General features: G+C 45.1%; 14 protein-coding genes. 6 read left to right on the forward strand and 8 right to left on the reverse strand.

The window, feature by feature from the left end:
- Positions 1-124: 124 nt before the first annotated feature.
- A complete protein-coding gene (locus tag ACRRU2_RS23180) occupies positions 125-1,633 on the reverse strand; it encodes an extracellular solute-binding protein (protein WP_432505355.1) in 1,509 nt (502 codons plus the stop codon).
- A gap of 160 nt (positions 1,634-1,793) precedes the next feature.
- Between ACRRU2_RS23180 and ACRRU2_RS23185 the strand changes: the two genes are divergently transcribed.
- Positions 1,794-4,097 carry an AraC family transcriptional regulator gene (locus ACRRU2_RS23185; RefSeq protein WP_432505357.1) on the forward strand — a complete coding sequence of 768 codons (2,304 nt, stop codon included), beginning with the start codon at positions 1,794-1,796 and terminating at the stop codon, positions 4,095-4,097.
- A 98-nt stretch (positions 4,098-4,195) separates the two neighbouring features.
- On the opposite strand, the gene ACRRU2_RS23190 is transcribed toward ACRRU2_RS23185, so the two are convergent.
- The 5 genes from ACRRU2_RS23190 to ACRRU2_RS23210 form a co-directional block, all read right to left on the reverse strand.
- On the reverse strand, positions 4,196-5,827 hold the full coding sequence (locus ACRRU2_RS23190) for an MDR family MFS transporter (RefSeq protein WP_432505359.1): 1,632 nt from the start codon (positions 5,825-5,827) through the stop codon (positions 4,196-4,198).
- A gap of 5 nt (positions 5,828-5,832) precedes the next feature.
- Positions 5,833-6,273 (reverse strand): MarR family winged helix-turn-helix transcriptional regulator, encoded by a 441-nt coding sequence (locus tag ACRRU2_RS23195; protein ID WP_432505361.1) that lies wholly within the window; start codon positions 6,271-6,273, stop codon positions 5,833-5,835.
- 285 nt (positions 6,274-6,558) lie between these two features.
- Positions 6,559-8,094, reverse strand: a complete 1,536-nt coding sequence (locus ACRRU2_RS23200) for a polysaccharide deacetylase family protein (protein WP_432505363.1) — start codon at positions 8,092-8,094, stop codon at positions 6,559-6,561.
- A gap of 314 nt (positions 8,095-8,408) precedes the next feature.
- The gene (locus ACRRU2_RS23205) at positions 8,409-8,942 is read right to left on the reverse strand and encodes a YceI family protein (RefSeq protein WP_432505365.1); all 534 of its coding nucleotides are present in this window, start codon (positions 8,940-8,942) and stop codon (positions 8,409-8,411) included.
- Between the two features lie 205 nt (positions 8,943-9,147).
- Positions 9,148-9,309 carry a hypothetical protein gene (locus ACRRU2_RS23210; protein WP_331701318.1) on the reverse strand — a complete coding sequence of 54 codons (162 nt, stop codon included), beginning with the start codon at positions 9,307-9,309 and terminating at the stop codon, positions 9,148-9,150.
- Between the two features lie 285 nt (positions 9,310-9,594).
- Between ACRRU2_RS23210 and ACRRU2_RS23215 the strand changes: the two genes are divergently transcribed.
- From ACRRU2_RS23215 to ACRRU2_RS23235, 5 genes are all read left to right on the forward strand, one after another.
- Entirely contained in the window at positions 9,595-10,206 is a 612-nt protein-coding gene (locus tag ACRRU2_RS23215) for a hypothetical protein (RefSeq protein ID WP_331701317.1), read from the forward strand.
- 45 nt (positions 10,207-10,251) lie between these two features.
- Positions 10,252-10,770: a hypothetical protein gene (locus ACRRU2_RS23220; protein WP_331701316.1), complete on the forward strand. Its 519-nt coding sequence runs from the start codon at positions 10,252-10,254 to the stop codon at positions 10,768-10,770.
- A gap of 285 nt (positions 10,771-11,055) precedes the next feature.
- A complete protein-coding gene (locus ACRRU2_RS23225) occupies positions 11,056-11,721 on the forward strand; it encodes a futalosine hydrolase (protein WP_432505368.1) in 666 nt (221 codons plus the stop codon).
- 15 nt (positions 11,722-11,736) lie between these two features.
- Positions 11,737-12,585 carry a 1,4-dihydroxy-6-naphthoate synthase gene (locus ACRRU2_RS23230; RefSeq protein ID WP_432505370.1) on the forward strand — a complete coding sequence of 283 codons (849 nt, stop codon included), beginning with the start codon at positions 11,737-11,739 and terminating at the stop codon, positions 12,583-12,585.
- A gap of 147 nt (positions 12,586-12,732) precedes the next feature.
- Complete coding sequence (locus ACRRU2_RS23235) at positions 12,733-13,311, forward strand: beta-class carbonic anhydrase (RefSeq protein ID WP_331701313.1); 579 nt, start codon at positions 12,733-12,735, stop codon at positions 13,309-13,311.
- A gap of 888 nt (positions 13,312-14,199) precedes the next feature.
- On the opposite strand, the gene ACRRU2_RS23240 is transcribed toward ACRRU2_RS23235, so the two are convergent.
- Both ACRRU2_RS23240 and glpK read right to left on the reverse strand, forming a co-directional pair.
- A complete protein-coding gene (locus tag ACRRU2_RS23240; RefSeq protein WP_432505404.1) occupies positions 14,200-15,870 on the reverse strand; it encodes a glycerol-3-phosphate dehydrogenase/oxidase in 1,671 nt (556 codons plus the stop codon).
- A 139-nt stretch (positions 15,871-16,009) separates the two neighbouring features.
- Positions 16,010-17,503: a glycerol kinase GlpK gene (gene glpK / locus ACRRU2_RS23245; protein WP_432505372.1), complete on the reverse strand. Its 1,494-nt coding sequence runs from the start codon at positions 17,501-17,503 to the stop codon at positions 16,010-16,012.
- Positions 17,504-17,512: the final 9 nt, after the last annotated feature.

A 17,512-nucleotide genomic window follows, 5' to 3' on the forward strand; every position in this document is an offset into this window, starting at 1 on the left:
CCCACAATTTTATCTGATGCATAATTTCCTAAACAACAAAAAAAGGCCAGCCATATTGGCTGACCTCATACAAAACGAACCCCACCGCTCCTCCAGCGCATACGCTGTTTACGAACTGCGCCAGTTATTTGCGGAGATAGGAATCAGTGTACTCCCGTATAATTTGCTGGCCGCCGTTTTTCTTCCACAGCTCAACTTGCTGGTAGAAGTCTTCCTTGTTCAGCTTGCCGAGAATATAATTGTACGTTGCATCAGAAATAATTTTATACAGCTCCAGACTTCTTTCATCATACGTTTTCGATTCCAGCCCAACCGCAGGATCTTTTACAATAAACTTATTGTTATCCTCGCTAAGTGCCTCCGCAAGCTCCCACATCGTTTCTTTTTCCGCGGCCTTTATTAAATTAGGATTGCTTATTTCCGCAAGAATTAATGCATGAAGCGCATTGACTTCCGTAGAGCGAAGCTGTGAGGTTTCCTCTGGCAGCTGCACCTTTTTATCCTGCACAGAATAATGCTTGCCTTCAATCCCGTACTTCATCAGATTGGCCACTTCTTTATCCATAGTCCGATCAAAAAAAGCGAGCACCTGCAGCAGCTCAGACTCTTCTTTAATCGCTTTTTTCGAGAATAAATATAAGCCGTTATAGTTTGGAATAGACCATACCCGATAGCCCTGCGGCCCTTCAATCCGATTTACTAACGTGAATCGGGCTGCCGGATTAAACTGTCTGGCTTCATCCGATAGTCTTTGCACATCGGTCATGCTGCCTATATATATGCCCGCTTCGCCGCGAATCACTTTGTCTCTCTGCATTTCCTTGCTCGTTACAGGGAAGTCAAGGTTGATCAGCCCTTCATTATACAGCCTCTTCATAAAATCCATCGTATCCATATATTGCGGCGTCTCAAATTCCGGAATAAGCGTCTGCCCTTCAATCCTCCAATTGTTGGGTGTGCCAAAATATGAGCTCAGCGTCTTGAACGCTCCATATATTAAATCATTGCGGTCTGCCAGACCGATCGTGTCCCGCTTGCCATTATTGTCGGGGTCATCGACGGTAAATCTTCTAATCACCTCATACAGCTCATCCAACGTTTTTGGCTCGCTGAGGCCCAATGCCTCCAGCCAATCCTTGCGGATAATGATGCCTTGCCTTGAGGACGGCCGCTCTGTATATAACCCATAAATTTTCCCGTCTACCGCCGCTTGGTTCAAAATATCGTCGCTCAAATGCCGCAGATTTGGAAACTGCTCCAAATAAGGGCCGATTTCCCAAAACGAGCCTGACCGAATTTCATTTTTCATAAATATATAATCAGTATGCTTAACAAAAGTTACCTTTTTCATGGAGTTGGTTGTGATAGCTGTGTTCATCTTGTCAAAATAAATGCCGTCATTTACCCAATTAATATCAAGTGTTACATTCGTCAATTGCTGAAGCTGTTCCATTACCTCCTGACTAGGGGGATGAGGAAAATGCAGCGGTGCCATAATTGAAATATAAACCTTGTCATCCTGATTGCTTTTCATAGCCGATGAAGAGCAGCCCGTAATTGTCGCAGCCAGTAAAACCATCAGCAGCAGGCTTGGAAAAATAGGAAAAGCGAGCTTGGCATTGTTGCGCTTCATATGCAATCCTCCTTGAGTTTATAAGCAATTACAGACATAATCTAAGGTAATGATTATCCGTACTGCAGATGATTATTGCCCTAAATGTATGCGTTTACTACAATTACTCTAATGATTATACATGAGCTAATGATTACTTCCAGATGGGATGTTGAATGTCGTGCGATCACTTTCTTATCTTAGTAAATTGACCATATTCGGATTTCTGCTAAGCACACTGCCTGTCTTATTTATCGGTACGTTCGCTTATGTTACTTCATCCAAGGAAATTAAGCAAAACGTGAATCAAAGCAATTTGCAGCTGCTCATGCAAATCAATTCCAATGTAGAGCAGAAGCTGATCACTGTCAACCATACCTTTAACCAGGTACTTAATTCCACCGTGCTGAAAAAAGCGATGAACCAGCAGCTCTCAGCCGACCAGTTCATGCTTTATGACGACCTGCGCAACGAGCTGCGCCATATGCAATCCTTTGATACCAAACTGGAGGATGTTGTTCTTATCAACGAACGGTATAACTGGATGATTAAAAATTCCGGGCTGTACCCTTATGAGCAATACCCGTATAACGAGCAGCTTTCGGAGCTGCTGGAAAGCCCGGAAAACTCCTTCTGGACGCTGCTGCCTGCAGAGTGGTTTTATAGCGAGGAGCAAGGCCGCGGCGGCGCTGCCTGCGGCAATGTGATCAGCCTGGTCAAAAAACTTCCCGCTTCGGGTCTGGACAAGCATGGACTCGCTTTTGCGAATATTACAACATGCCAGCTGGAGCAGCTGCTTGAGAGCAAAGACAGCCAGCATTCGACGATGATGGTGCTTGATGACCAGCAGCGCATATTACTGCATCCTAATGCCGCGCTGATTGGCAAAACGGTTACGGCAAGCGGCTTAAGCGAGCAAAGCTGGGATAAAAGCTCCAACCAATTCCAAGCCACCATAGACCATAAAGAGTATTCTGTTTCCTATTTGCGCTCCGAGCTTAACGGCTGGGTATACGTCTCGATCACATCGATGTCCAGCATTATGAAGCACTCAAACAAAATAGGCTTATATACGCTCTATATTTGTTTAATTATGCTGGCATTGTCCATGCTGATCGCTTGGCTGGTATCCAGGCGCATGTATTCTCCGATTCAGCTGCTGCTCAATCAAATCGGCGAGCGTTTTACCGATATTAAAGCGAGGAAAACAGATGAGTTTCAAGCGATTGGCGAACGCGTACACTACTTGTTCCAATCCAAGCATAAGCTTGAGCAGGAAATGAGCCAGCATATCCAGCAGGTGAGCATCTTCTACTTGATGAAAGCATTGCAAAGCAGCGTCAAGGAGCAGGATATGACAGTGAAGCTGCGCCAATTCGGCTATGGCGAGCAAGTAGACAGCTGGAAGTCGATGGCAGTCATTACGATGCAAATCGATTTTCTAGAGGAAAGCCGCTATTCCAAAAATGATCTTGATCTGCTCTTGTTCGCTGCACACAATATTATCGATGAGCTTATCCCGAGCTCACAACGCTTGGAGTCCGTCATTATGGACCAAACCGTCATTATAATTTTTGGCAGCAGCCAAAGCGATGCCGCACTGTTCCACAATGAAATTTATGCGGTAACGGAGCATTTGCAGCAGCAGATCAGCGCTGTTTTGAGTGTGCAGACGAGTCTTGGCCTCAGCTTGCCGTTCCATTCTTTCTCACAAATAAGCACTGCCTATCGCGAAGGGCTGGAAGCGCTCAAGCAGCGAATCAAGCTTGGGCATGGCATTATTATTCAGTATGAGAATGTAGCAGCTGACAAGGCAAATCTGCAGCTGAACTATCCTTCTCACCTGGAAAATGAGCTTTTTGATGCGATCAAGCTTTCTGAGCAGGAGCATGCTTATGATTTGCTTAAGCAGCTGCTGCAAACTGTTTTTTCAGCCGAGCTGCTGCCGCATGAATACCAAATTCCTTTATCTCGTTTATTAAATAACATTATCATTATGATGCAGGAATCAGGCATCAGTGTCAGCCATGTTTGTTCCGGCAGCAGCTCGCTGCCGGAGCAGCTGCTTCGCCTGCAGACGAAGACAGAAATCGAGGAATGGTTCCGAGCAAGCATCATGGAGCCGCTTATTCATATTTTCAAGGATAGGCAAGAAGCCCAATATCATAATATATCCGAAAAAATTATCGATTTGGTGCAGCATCATTACGATACCGATCTTACGCTGGAGGAATGCGCTTCAAGGCTTCATTATAATGCCAACTATTTAAGCAGCGTCTTCCGCAAGGAAACGAGCCATTCCTTCAGCGAATACTTGTCGATGTATCGGTTTAAAATGGCGCGGCAATGGCTCGTTGAGACAGATCTGCCCATTAAAGATATCGCAGCCCGGCTGCGCTATAACAACCCGCAAAACTTTATTCGCTCCTTCCGCAAGCAGGAGGGCATTACACCGGGGCAGTACCGGGAGAAGAAACGGGGTTAGGCACAAGGATAACAGCTCCGCCATCCTTTATATAGGCGAGTTCAAAAAAGATCGAGTCAAAGGGGATTCCCTCTGCTCGATCTTTTTCACTCGAATTATTATGACTCAGAGCTCGCTGCGGTTTCTTTGCTGGATACAGCAGCTTTCGGCATTTTATCCTTGGCGGAACGCAGCGGTATTTCTTTAAGGAACAAGGCAATGACTACCGCGACAGCAGCTACGACAGCACCTGTAAGAAATGTAGTCGTAATGGCGGAGCTGAGCGTTTCGCGGAACATATCCAGCATTTTCTCAAATGCGGCCTGCAAATCAGGCGGCAAGCTTTTCATCGCCTCGGCTATTTTCGGCTGATCGAGCAGCTCCTGGGGATTAGCAAACAAGGCCAGTTTTTCTTTAAGCGCCGGATCCATCTGAGCTGCCGATTGGGCATTGGCGGAAGCCTGCTCAGTCATTCTTTTAGCCAGATTGGAGCTCATTACACTGCCCATAACAGCAATGCCGATTGTACCGCCCAAGTTGCGGAACAGCTGAGAGGTCGCTGTTGCTACGCCCAGCATTTTCGGCGACACTGCATTCTGAACAGTCAGTGAGAACACTGGCATAGCGATACCGATTCCCAGCCCCAAAATAATCATATATCCTATAAGGTATCCAATTGAAGTATCTGCCTTCATAAAATACATAAGAACCATGCCGAGGGTCATAATGACCAAGCCGATTAATGCCATCTTTTTGTACTTCCCGGTCTTGGAAATCAGCTGTCCGGCAACGGCCGTCGTCACGAGCATCGCAACCGACATCGGCATTGCTACATAACCAGCCATTGTTGGTGATATTCCCTTTACCCCTTGCACGAATATAGGAACATATATGATTGCTCCCATCATACCTGCGTTCAAGAAAAATCCGACTAGATTTGAAACCGTAAATACGCTGTTCTTAAATAGACCTAGTGGAAGAACAGGGCTTTTTACTCTCAATTGCACCTGCATAAAAATAGCGAAAGCTGCTAATGCCGCTGCAAAAAGACCAATAATTTGCCACGAGGCCCAAGGATATTTCCCTTCTCCCTGGCCAGCCCATGAGAATGCAAGCAGCATAGGTACTATGGTCAAGGTAAGCAAAGCGGAACCCCAATAGTCAACGGATTCATTTTCCCGCTTAGCCGTCTTAGGAAAGTTGAGCATAATCAAGACGAAAGCAACGATGCCCAGCGGCAGGAAGATCCAGAATACCCAGTGCCAATCAAGATGATCGACAATATACCCGCCAAACAGCGGTCCCAGCACGCTTGACAGTCCAAATACAGCACTCATAACTCCTGTCCATTTGGCCCGTTCCCTGGGCTCATACAAGTCGCCTATCGCTGTAAATACCGTAGACATAATAACACCAGCGCCAGCGCCTTGGATTGCGCGGTAAGTAATCAGTTCAAATATGCTGCTTGAGAAGCCTGAAAGTAAAGCTCCGATCATAAATAAGCCGATTCCGGATAATATAAACGGCTTTCTCCCGTAAATATCAGAAAGCTTGCCCACTAGAATGGAGGCTACCGTAGAGGTAAGCAAATAAATCGTAATCGCCCAGGAGTAATAATCCATTCCGCCGAGCCTTGCGATAATTCGCGGCATCGCAATACCGATAATGGTCTGATTAATTGCTGCAAAAAATAATGCTGTTATAATCGCAATCATAATCGAAATTTTGCGTTTATCTGATAATTGCTCCATTCCTCCTACCCCTTTTCAATTTCGTTAATATTTTTTAAAATCTGCTCATAAATTCTCGTCAAGTGCTTTAAATCTTCATCCGATACACCTTCAAAAAATGATTTCACCACGCCTTTAATATCCATCTTGAGACTTTTTACAATCTCGCTTCCGGCTTCTGTAATTTCTAAATAAACGACACGGCGGTCCTCCTCATCACGCTTTCTCTCCGCATAGCCTGCGCTAATGAGTTTATCTGACAAGCTTGTCACGGCTCCGGGCGTAATTCCCAATTTTTCAGCCAATGCTGAAAATTTCTGCGGGCCTGCTGCATTCAATCGAAACAATATTGTTCCTTGTGAACTCGAAATGGTATGCTCCATTTTTTTCTGCCACGCTGCGCCTATTTTGCGCTGAAAATCTATATATAGCTCTTCAAATTCAGTAAGAATATGCTGCCTGGTCAAAACTAAACCTCCCATCCGCTCATAGTATACCCTCTATATTGTTTACCCACTAAAGTATTTATTCAGTATAATACGAAGTAATTTGTCCCGTCAAATATTTTAAATAATTTTTGTATTACATGAATAAACGGCTCCCCCGTCCTTGGACAGGTGCGTTTGCCGGCGAATTATAAGAACAAGTTTATAGTGAAAACTTATAAAGTCTTATAATTAAATAAAAAGCGCCAGCAAGCTGGGAGCCTTTTAATCGATATTATAATAAATATAATGGCTGTAAGGGTAAGGTTATTGGGCTGCAGGGACATTACGATAAACACGCCCGGCTTCAAAAGATAAATCCTCAGGATGCTGGTTAAACAATTCACTGACTGTAACAAATTCATAGCCCTGAGCCGTTAGTTTATCCATAATCGGGCCAAGCGCATCCGCTGTCGAGCTGTACAAATCGTGGAACAGAATCACTCCGCCGTCTTTAGCTCCGGCAAGCGCCGCTTTTATAACTTTATTTTTATTTCTATGCTTCCAGTCCAGCGTGTCAACCGACCACATCATAATCGGCAATTGCGCAGCGGCGATTACGATATCGTCGTATGCGCCGTATGGCGGCCTGACTGTGCCGGGCCATATGCCTACTGTATCATAAACAGCCTGCTGTGTTTTAAGCAGCTGTTCTTCAATTTCTTTTTCTGTCAGCTTTGTCAGCTCGGAATGGTTCCAGGAATGATTGCCGATTTCATGGCCTTCGTCCACCATTCTCTGCATTATTTCCGGATAATATTGCACCCGGTTGCCAAGCACGAAAAAGGTAGCCTTGCCGCCTTTCTTTTTCAAAATATCCAATATGACCGGCGTTACCTTTTTATGGGGACCATCATCAAAGGTGAGCGCAATTTTGCGCTTCGCTTCTGCTGCAACCACAGGTGATGCTGAAGGCGGCACCGCCGTTTCCGCTTCACCCTCCGAAGGCTCCGTACCTCCAGGCTTTATAGAAGGCTTCTGTACGGCAGCGGGGGGTGTCGGCTCATATGGGACATAGTTTGCTTCCCATTTGTCATTCCATTCCACATACGGGACAGAAATTGTGTGAATCCCTGCCGTTCTGGCAGCAAGCTGGTACCAATCAAAATAAAAAATCAACTCATGATCGGTTAAAATAAACGTTTTGAAATTATCAGGCTCGGGAGCCATCTCCTCTTCCAGCCGCTGCGGATCATAATAATCGTCGAGCTGGCCTGTTTGGATTATTTTTTGCCGGCAATAATGTGAAAGATCATGTAAATAGTTAGAATCGGCTTTAAAAATATCCTCTAATTGAAGCAATTTGTTTTGTTCTAAGGAAATATTTACAGAAAACAGATTGACCTCTTGATTAGAGCCTCCGAAAAATTTATTTTCAGTAAACAGCACTGCAATATATTTTTCCGATAAAAATTTAATTTCATATTCAATCAGCAGCTCGGGAATGACTTCCTCGCCTATTTTGCTGTGTGCTTCTATCAATTCGGTTTTATATACATCGATACGCTCATCGAGCAGCGCTCTAATCGACTGATCGATGTCTGGCCGCGAAAGCAGCGGATAGTGTACGGCATGATGGTAATGCTCCTGCCAGTCAATATCGGAAACGATGTCCAGCTCAGGATAATTCGCATGTTTTCCGATAACAATCCCTGTACTAGGATGTTCACTTGCCGGAGGCAATGCAGGCGTCTTAGCAGGCGCTGCAATAACAGGTGTTGCAGACGGCTCATTTGCAGTTGTGCTAGAGCAAGAAATAAGCAGCAGCGAGAACAACAAGCACAGCATACGCATATATTTCATAACAGACTTCCTCTCTGCTGTAAATAACATAAAACTAGAGGCTTTTGCCTTATTCATAATGAATCGACAGCCTCACTATTATCCTACTGCTTTTCAAATGAAAACAGCAAGTACTTTTACAGTAGAAGAGTACATAAACTTACAAGAAGAAACGCGGCGCGTCCTTGGCTAAGGATGTGCCTCTTCTCGGTGGAATATAGGTATAGGTATAATGTGAAAACTTATACTTGCCTATATTACAAAAAACAGCCAGTGACAAAACAGTTCGTTTTGCCAGCTGGCTGCGTTTAAAAGGATCTGCTTATTTCATTGCATTATTGAGCGCGCGAAGCTTCAATATCTAGCGAGACTGCAACATCATCGCCAATCAGCACTCCGCCTGTTTCTAGCACAGCATTATAGGTCAAGCCATAGTTACTGCGTTTTAAAGATCCTTTCACGCTAAAGCCTACTTTTTCATTACCCCAAGGGTCTTTGCCCGCACCTTCAAACACAACTTTGAACGTTTCGGAATGAGTAACGCCATGAAGTGTTACATTGCCCGTTACATTGTATTCGTCATCGCCTGTTTTTGTAATGGACGTCGATTGGAAATCCATTGTCGGATATTTCTCAATTTCAAAAAAGTCTGCAGAACGAAGATGCGCATCGCGGTCATTATTTCTCGTATCTACACTGTTCAAATCAATGGAAAACGCAATATCCGCTGTAGTCAAATCGAAAGGGTCTGCTTCAATTTTTGCTTCAAACTCATGAAACAAGCCCTTTACTTTAGCGATCATCATGTGACGAACTGAAAATTCAATTGCGGAATGCGCTACATCTACTGCCCAAGCTGATTTTGTCATTATTATTGCCTCCTAGATTTTATATTCAAGTTAATTACTAACTTTTTTATATTAAATAACATATATATAGTTTATCAATTTTATTTCATTTGTCAATACCTTACTTTTATATAATTAAAAAGCTGTCCTCTTGGCCATGCGACTAGGCAAAGGGAGCAGCTTTCATCTTTTCCTTATAACATAAAATCTATGTTTATAATTGCTTTTATTCCTGATCATCTTCTTCATCGTCATTATCATCTGCATCATCTTCTACGTCTGCTTCATCTTCCACTGAAGCTGCTGCTTCCTCCAATTCTGCGTCAAGCACTAGCTCGATTTCTTCCTCTTGGGATTGACTTACTTCATCGTTCAGTTCTTCACTCATATATGTCACCTCCCTGTCCTATAATAATTTAATTGTATCTTTTTCATCATTTGCCGCAAGAGGTGTAAATTGTCGCTTTATAAGAAGTAATCTCGCATTATGCAGACTGGCGGTTTTGCAACCTTTTAAACCCGACTGAAGTCTAGGATTAGTTGAGACCAGCGACGGTATCTAATACTTTCAGCAAAAGGTACGATGAATTATAATAATAGTACATAAATTTTAGTGCCGGCTGTTTTATTTGAATTTAAAGGTTTACTATTATATTAAAAAGGAGGATTGTACATGTACCCTGTATGGGTGAGTCTGGAACGAACCGCATTTATCGGCTTTATCCTTATTAGCTGGTACGCAAGCTTTAAAGCTACAAAATTGCATCTTAGCCAACATGAAAAGGAGCTTTTTGAAAGAGCTCGTAAATTATACAATCTGCTTGGAAGTTTGATTTTTCTTTCTTTAATTGTAGTCATTACGAATCTGACCCTGCATTGGCCGGTGTACACATCCTTTGATGTACAGCTAGTTGTGCTGCGAATTTTTTGTATGCTGGTTCCGATATTAATGCTTTGGATGCTATCTCGCCCCAAGCTTGCCATGCTGATGAAGCGCACGTCATCGCAGACCAAGCAATCACTGGACACTGCGCGCAGACGTCACGCTACCCATCCTGATCTTGCAGCTCCGTTTCAGCTTGCGGCGTTAGGCTCATCTGCCACTGCCATTTGCAATATTATTCCTACCGCTACGTTTACGTGGCGCGACAGCTTTATCGCAATGGCTATCATCATCATCGCAGGCATTATTATTTGGTTTATGCAGCATAGAAATAGCGAAGTCGCAACAGCTGCCGGCGATTATATGGCTAATCATGAGGAAAGGCTGCGTCATCGCTTTTAGTGAATTTAAAAAAACTTATGAATGAACTGAATTGGAGAGTGTACGATGAAACCATCAGCCATTGCCGGAATCGTTTTGCTTGTGCTAGGCTTACTGCTGCTGATTGCAGGAGATGAATTTGGACCAAGCTCATTTTTTTACTATTTCTGGCCTGTTATGTTTATTATGCCAGTAGGCGTGTTTTTTCACTGGTTGTACTTCCAAGCGCTGCAGCGGCGTGGGATCGGCCTGCTGATCCCTGGCGGCATTCTGCTTACCGTAAGTCTTGTATGCCAGGTATCCATGCTGTTCGACAGCTGGAAATATATGTGGCCTGGCTTTATATTAGCACCAGCCGTAGGGCTTCTTGAGTTTTACTGGTTCGGCAATCGCAATCGCTGGCTGCTGCTTCCAGTCGTTATCCTTACATCGCTTGCGGTTATATTTTTCTTTGTTTTCTCGGTAGGCTATTTGCTGCAATCCGTTTCCGGATTCCAGCCATATATTGCAATTGTGCTGCTTATATGTGGCGCTTCCTTACTGTTTTTTAACAAGACAAAGCGGCCTCGACGTCCTTACTTGTAATCGCACAGATGGAAGTTTATATGATACACTGTAAAAACAGCTTGCTTGCCAAGCTGTTTTTTTGAATTATAAGACTTTATAATTTTCACTATAAAGTTCTTATAATTCACCGGTAAATACGCCTATCCAAAAGACGGCGGAGCCGCTTATCCTTGCAATGCAGCTGGCCATTTATCGCCAAAACATATTGTCGTACCAATCCCACAATGCTATTATCATGTTCAACAATAGATGATTGTAAGATCTGTACATCATACCTAATTTTAAAAACAAAGGTGAAGCTATATGAATCCAACTATATTAGTTGTCGTTGCAGTTGAAGCTGAAAGAGCAGCCGTGCTGCAAGGCCTGTCGGAGCAGGCTCCAATCAAGGTTATTACTTGCGGCGTCGGGCCGGCAGCTGCTGCTGCTGCAACTGCCATGGAGCTAGCCGGCGGCGGTTCCTACCAGCTTGTAATAAGCGCAGGTATTGGCGGCGGCTTTCATCCTCAGGCTGCTATCGGCAGCCTTGTCGTTTCAAGCTTGATTGCAGCCGCTGATCTGGGAGCAGAATCAGCGGACGGGTTTATTACGATTGAACAGCTCGGTTTTGGACAATGCAGCATTCCAGCAAGCGCCTATTGGAGCGAAGCCATTTACCGCAAGCTTCAGGCTGCAGCGCTGCCCTCCTGTATCGCTCCTATTATTACGGCAGCAACAGCTACAGGCACCTCAGCGACCGCCGCTACTCGTCTGCAGCAAACACCAGGCGCTGCCGCGGAAGGAATGGAAGGGCATGGCGTTGCTACTGCAGCTCAGCTGCGGAATTTGCCAATAGTAGAGCTAAGAGCTATTTCCAATGCCGTAGGCCCGCGCGATCGCGACGCATGGAGAATTAAAGACGCGCTTGCAGCTTTAGAAGCCGCTTTTCGCGTCATCGAACCATTATGTATAACAGAACAAACGCCATAAGGAGCGAATACGGTTATGAACATTGCTTACTCGCCTTGCCCGAATGATACGTTTATATTTCATGCTTGGGCGCACGGTCTCGTTAAGGATGCCCCTGAGCTTCAAGTCACATACGCAGATATTGATATTACAAATCATCTTGCCGCACGCTGCGAAGGTCCTGAGGTAATGAAAATTTCCTATGCAGCTTTGCCGCATGTGCTCAAAGACTACGCTTTATTGCCATGCGGCGGCGCTCTAGGCAGAGGCTGCGGTCCTCTGCTGCTAACAAAGGAGACGCCATCTGAACAGAGCCATATACACGACGGCGCTATGCTGCAGGGGAAACGAATCGCAGTGCCAAGCGAGATGTCTACAGCATATATGCTCTTTAGGCTATGGGCTTCCACTAATATACCCGGTGGAGTAGAAGAGATTATTGTGATGCCTTTTCATGAAATTATGCCGGCTGTGCAAGCAGGCACGATCGATGCAGGGCTCGTCATTCATGAAGCCCGCTTTACGTACTCGGCATATGGTCTGCATATGCTTGTCGATCTTGGCAGCTGGTGGGAAAGTGAAACGGGGCACCCTATTCCGCTTGGCGCTATAATTGCAAAACGGTCGCTAGACAGGGAAGCTATAGCTGCACATATTCGCGCCTCCCTGCAGTATGCCTGGGACAATCCCGAGGCATCGCAAGCTTATGTGATGGAGCATGCGCAGGAGCTATCTTCGGAAGTAGCCGCGTCCCATATTAAGCTTTATGTTAACGAGTTCAGCCTTGACTTGGGGGAAGAAGGCTTTGCGGCTATAACAACACTCTTTTCCGGAGCTATCCGCGAAGGCTTGATCCCTGATTTTGATTTTAATTTACTGCGCTGACGAAAGCTGTAGGCTGGGGCCATTTTTAAAAGGGCAATACAGGAAGTTTTGGGATCCCTCTTTAATAATTCTCAAAAGCTTCATTTGACTATAAGTGACAATAGTTGAATAATAAGAAACAGGGTAAAGTTTAAAGGAGGATTTTGAATGTCAATTGTTCCGCGTCTCCTGGAATTCAACAAAAAATTTGTCGAAGAAAAAAGATATGTCGACTATATAACGGACAAGTTCCCGGATAAAAAAATTGCCATATTAACGTGTATGGATTCTCGATTGTTCGAGCTGCTGCCTAAGGCGCTTAACTTGCGTAACGGCGATGCGAAATTTATAAAAAATGCCGGCGCAATTCTTACACAGCCTTTCGGTAGTGCGATGCGCAGCATCCTTGTTGCCGTCTACGAGCTGGGCGCCAAAGAAGTGCTCGTCATAGGCCACCATGAGTGCGGTATGACAAACCTAGATACGCAAGGCATGATCAGCAAATTTACCGAATATGGAATCGAGCCGTTAGCTATTCAAACCTTGGAAAATTCAGGTATTAGAATGGAACGCTTCCTGCGCGGCTTTAGCAGCGCCGAGGAGGGCGTCATGCATAGCGTTAAAATGATTCGCAATCATCCACTGTTTCCTAAAGTTATTCCTGTCCATGGATTCGTCATTCATCCCGAAACAGGCGAGCTCGAGGTTATAGTAGAAGATTATCGTGAAGAAGCAACCCAAGAGTAATCATTCCTTACTATTATTAGCAAAGAGCTGTCTCAAAAGTAAATGCAATGCTGCTAGGGGACAAGCCTTAACAGGCAAAACAGAAAAGAAACGGTTCGTCCTTAGTATGGATGAACCGTTTCTTTTTGGAATATAAGAATAAGCCAGGCTGTCGCCGCATCAAAACAGCCAATTGTATATGAAATTTCATATACAATTCGCAGAAATGCCCCAAAAAACACATTTGTATATGAAATTTCATACAGAATCGGTCGGTGCCACCTCAAAACGGCCAAATGTATATGAATTTTCATATACAATTCGCAGAAATGCCCCAAAAAACACATTTGTGTATGAAATTTCATATAGAACCGGTCGGTGCCACCTCAAAACAGCCAAATGTATATGAATTTTCATATACAATTCGCAGAAATGCCCCAAAAAACACATTTGTATATGAAATTTCATACAGAATCGGTCGGTGCCACCTCAAACCGGCTTTTAGTGACCACATTTTGTGATACAAAGGTTTTTTCGACAGCCTGACAAGCGAAATTTACTACATATGCGGATTTCGCAATTTGTGAGGAAAAAGCATCCGTAACCTGGACAGACGTTCCGCTATTGTGCTTAATTAGCTTGATTTGCTAGGCAATAGTGACAGACGTTCCGCTATTGCACTAAAAATACATCGCAAAAGCTGAAAAATGAGTCGATAACGGAATGTGTGTCCGCGAAATTTCAAAAACAGCGTTTTTAGGGCAAATAACGGAACGTGTGTCCAATCTCCTCCACATGCAAGCTCTGCAAGCATTGCAAGCTCCACAAGCATTGCAAGCAATGCAAGCAATGCAGGTCCCTCACCGTAAAAAGCTCAGTGTATAATTATTTTGATGATTATTTAGATGATTATTTGGCCGGGTTCACAGCATCGTGAATAGCTTCGTTAAGCTCATCTGTAAATAAATGCTTTTGCTCGCCTGACCATTCGAAATGATCGGACATCGCTTCAATAACAGCTGCCGCATATTGGCGAACCTGATTAATATTGAAGAAGAGATCTCCAGTTCTTCTTATAAAGAAATCAACCGGTTTTACTGTCATTTCATTACGAATCGCATAGTAAAGCTGCAAACTGACGAGCGGAGATAAATGGAACGGCTGACCCCATGCTGCTGCCTCAGCTGCCTTCTCCAGCATGCCGCTCACATTAGAGCCATAGCGCCCTGCCAAAAATTCCGATTCTTCCGCCGTAAAGCCGTAATTCTGGCCTAAAGCTCTGTATTTTTGGATAAAGGCCGGCAGCTGCCTGGAGCCCCCGATATCACCGCCGGACATAGGAATATCCTTAGTTACGCATGAAGAGTAGGCTGCGCCCAGCCCTTCGCTGTTCATAATAGAAATAACCTTGTCGACGACTGTTTCAGCCATCTTTCTATACCCTGTTAATTTGCCGCCAGCTATCGATACAAGTCCGGATGGCGATACAAAAATTTCATCTCGACGCGATATTTCGGAAGGATCCTTGCCTTCCTGCTGAATAAGCGGGCGAAGTCCAGCCCAGCTGGACTCGACGTCAGCAGCCTTAAGCTTAAGGCTTGGAAACATATCGTTAGCGCATGCGAGCAAATAAGTCCGATCCTCTTCTGTCATAACCGGATGAGCAATATTATCGCTGTAATTGGTGTCTGTCGTGCCTAAATAGGTTTTGCCGTCGCGCGGAATAGCAAATACCATCCGCTTATCGGCTGTATCAAAGTAAATCGCCTGTCTTAGCGGGAATTTTTGCTGACTGAACACAAGATGCACACCTTTAGTAAGACGAAGCGTTTTTCCTTGCTTCGATTTATCCAGCTCCCTTACCTTATCAACCCATGGTCCGGTGGCGTTCACGATTTTGGTTGCATTAATCTCGTAGGATTGACCGTCGATTTGATCTTGAACAACTGCGCCAATTACTTTGCCGCCACTGTCATAGCGAAGCGAATCTACCTTGGCATAATTGACTGCAATTGCGCCATACTCCGCCGCCTTCTTCATGACCTCGATCGTCAAGCGGGCGTCATCCGTACGATACTCCACATAATAGCCCCCGCCCTTCATGCCTTCTTTTTTCAGCAGCGGCTCCATTTTTTGCGTTTCAGCGGTACTAAGCATTTTACGTCTTTCCTGCTTTTTCACGCCTGCTAAAAAGTCATATACACGCAAACCGATTGACGTTGAAAAAGGTCCGAATGTTCCGCCCTTGTAAAGCGGCAGCAGCATCCATTCCGGAGTTGTGACATGCGGCCCATTCTCATATACTACCGCTCTTTCCTTGCCAACTTCAGCAACAACGCCGATTTCCAGCTGCTTCAAATAGCGCAGGCCGCCATGAACAAGCTTGGTCGAGCGGCTGGAGGTGCCTGCAGCAAAGTCCTGCATTTCCACCAGCGCTACCTTGAGCCCTCTTGCCGCCGCATCGAGCGCAATGCCTGCACCCGTAATTCCGCCCCCTATAATAAGCAAATCCAGCGGCCCCTGCTCCATTCGTTTGAGCAAAGCCTCTCGATTATTGGCACTAAAACTTGCTTGATTCATATGACTCATCTAATGACCTCCCTTAGTATTAAACAAAAAAGAAACCACTATAACCGCTTCAATTCTCACAGAAAGAAGCGGTTACGGTGGTTTCTCCAATTCTCCAACCGAATATTAACTTAGTTCTACTTTAGCACAACTATGATACAAAAGCCATAGCGGCTTTTACGGCTCGCTGCCAGCCTTCATAAAGCTGTTTATATTTTTGCTCCTCTTCCGAAGGGATGAATGTTTTGGCGACCGCGCGCATGCTCGCAATTTCCGCCTTATCCTTCCAGAAGCCCACAGCCAGGCCTGCTAAATAAGCAGCCCCTAAGGCGGTCGATTCATTGCTTTGCGGCCGAACAACCGGAACGCCTAGCAAATCGCTTTGGAATTGCATAAGCAAATTGTTAGCGACTACCCCGCCGTCAACATATAGCGATTGCAGCTTCAATCCGGCTTCGGCTTCCATAACCGCAAGCACATCCTTGGATTGGTACGCAAGCGATTCCAAAACAGCCCTTACAAAATGCGAACGGTTCGTACCGCGTGTCAGGCCGAAAACAGCTCCTCGGACATCGCTGTTCCAATACGGGGTGCCAAGCCCTACAAATGCAGGTACAACATACACGCCTTCCGTTGATTCCGCCTGCGCTGCCAGCTCTTCCGATTGCGCTGCTGATTGAATCAGCTCCAATCCTTCCTGTAGCCAGGTTATGGCTGCGCCCGCAACAAATACACTGCCCTCCAAAGCATATTCCAGCTTGCCGTCTACTTCCCAAGCGATCGTTGTAAGCAAGCCCTTATCCGACATTATGGCCTGATCACCCGTATTCATCAGCATAAAGCAGCCGGTTCCGTACGTATTTTTAGTATCCCCTTTATGATAAGCAGTCTGCCCAAACAAAGCAGCCTGCTGATCGCCGGCAGCGCCTGCTATTGCAACTGGCTCGCCGAATATGCTTGCTTCGGTCATGCCATAAACTTCTGAGGATGAACGCACCTGCGGCAGCATACATGCAGGAATGTCCAATACCTCCAGCAATTGATCGTCCCAGCTGCGCTTGTGAATATTAAACAGCATCGTCCGGGAAGCGTTGGAAACATCGGTAATATGAACCTTACCGCCAGTTAGCTTCCAAATAAGCCATGTATCAATCGTTCCAAAAAGCAGCTCTCCACGCTTTGCTCTTTCTTCAGCTCCATCAACATGCTGCAGCAGCCACTTAATTTTTGTGGCAGAGAAATAAGGATCAATAAGCAAACCGGTTCGCTCATGAATAAGCTTCTCGTAACCGTTTTCTTTTAACTGCTCACAAATATCAGCTGATTGTCTCGATTGCCACACGATCGCAGAATGAATGGGCTTCCCTGTCGCTTTATCCCAAATAACCGTCGTCTCGCGTTGATTTGTAATGCCTATCGCGGCAATTTGCTGCGCCTTAACCGCTGCTTTTCCCGTTAATTCGGCTAGAAGGGATTGCGAAGAATGCCATATTTGCTCAGCATCGACCTCAACCCACCCCGGCTCTGGATAGCTGAGCTTTAATTCCTGCTTCACCATCTCGACAATGCTTCCTTTTTTGTCCACCAGCATAGCCCGCGTACTAGTTGTGCCTTGGTCCAGCGTTAAGATATAGTTTTCGTTCACTTATTCACT

Origin of the sequence: Paenibacillus sp. GXUN7292 (assembly GCF_050864975.1) — a bacterium.
Taxonomy (GTDB): Bacteria; Bacillota; Bacilli; order Paenibacillales; family Paenibacillaceae; genus Pristimantibacillus.

What these genes read in the sequence shown, in the direction of transcription:
- ACRRU2_RS23220 (WP_331701316.1), top strand. Translation starts at nt 10,252, where the DNA reads ATGAAACCATCAGCCATTGCCGGAATCGTTTTGCTTGTGCTAGGCTTA.
- ACRRU2_RS23225 (WP_432505368.1), top strand. Translation starts at nt 11,056, where the DNA reads ATGAATCCAACTATATTAGTTGTCGTTGCAGTTGAAGCTGAAAGAGCA.
- ACRRU2_RS23205 (WP_432505365.1), bottom strand. Translation starts at nt 8,942, where the DNA reads ATGACAAAATCAGCTTGGGCAGTAGATGTAGCGCATTCCGCAATTGAA.
- ACRRU2_RS23210 (WP_331701318.1), bottom strand. Translation starts at nt 9,309, where the DNA reads ATGAGTGAAGAACTGAACGATGAAGTAAGTCAATCCCAAGAGGAAGAA.
- ACRRU2_RS23215 (WP_331701317.1), top strand. Translation starts at nt 9,595, where the DNA reads ATGTACCCTGTATGGGTGAGTCTGGAACGAACCGCATTTATCGGCTTT.
- ACRRU2_RS23240 (WP_432505404.1), bottom strand. Translation starts at nt 15,870, where the DNA reads ATGAATCAAGCAAGTTTTAGTGCCAATAATCGAGAGGCTTTGCTCAAA.
- ACRRU2_RS23230 (WP_432505370.1), top strand. Translation starts at nt 11,737, where the DNA reads ATGAACATTGCTTACTCGCCTTGCCCGAATGATACGTTTATATTTCAT.
- ACRRU2_RS23200 (WP_432505363.1), bottom strand. Translation starts at nt 8,094, where the DNA reads ATGAAATATATGCGTATGCTGTGCTTGTTGTTCTCGCTGCTGCTTATT.
- ACRRU2_RS23180 (WP_432505355.1), bottom strand. Translation starts at nt 1,633, where the DNA reads ATGAAGCGCAACAATGCCAAGCTCGCTTTTCCTATTTTTCCAAGCCTG.
- ACRRU2_RS23235 (WP_331701313.1), top strand. Translation starts at nt 12,733, where the DNA reads ATGTCAATTGTTCCGCGTCTCCTGGAATTCAACAAAAAATTTGTCGAA.
- ACRRU2_RS23190 (WP_432505359.1), bottom strand. Translation starts at nt 5,827, where the DNA reads ATGGAGCAATTATCAGATAAACGCAAAATTTCGATTATGATTGCGATT.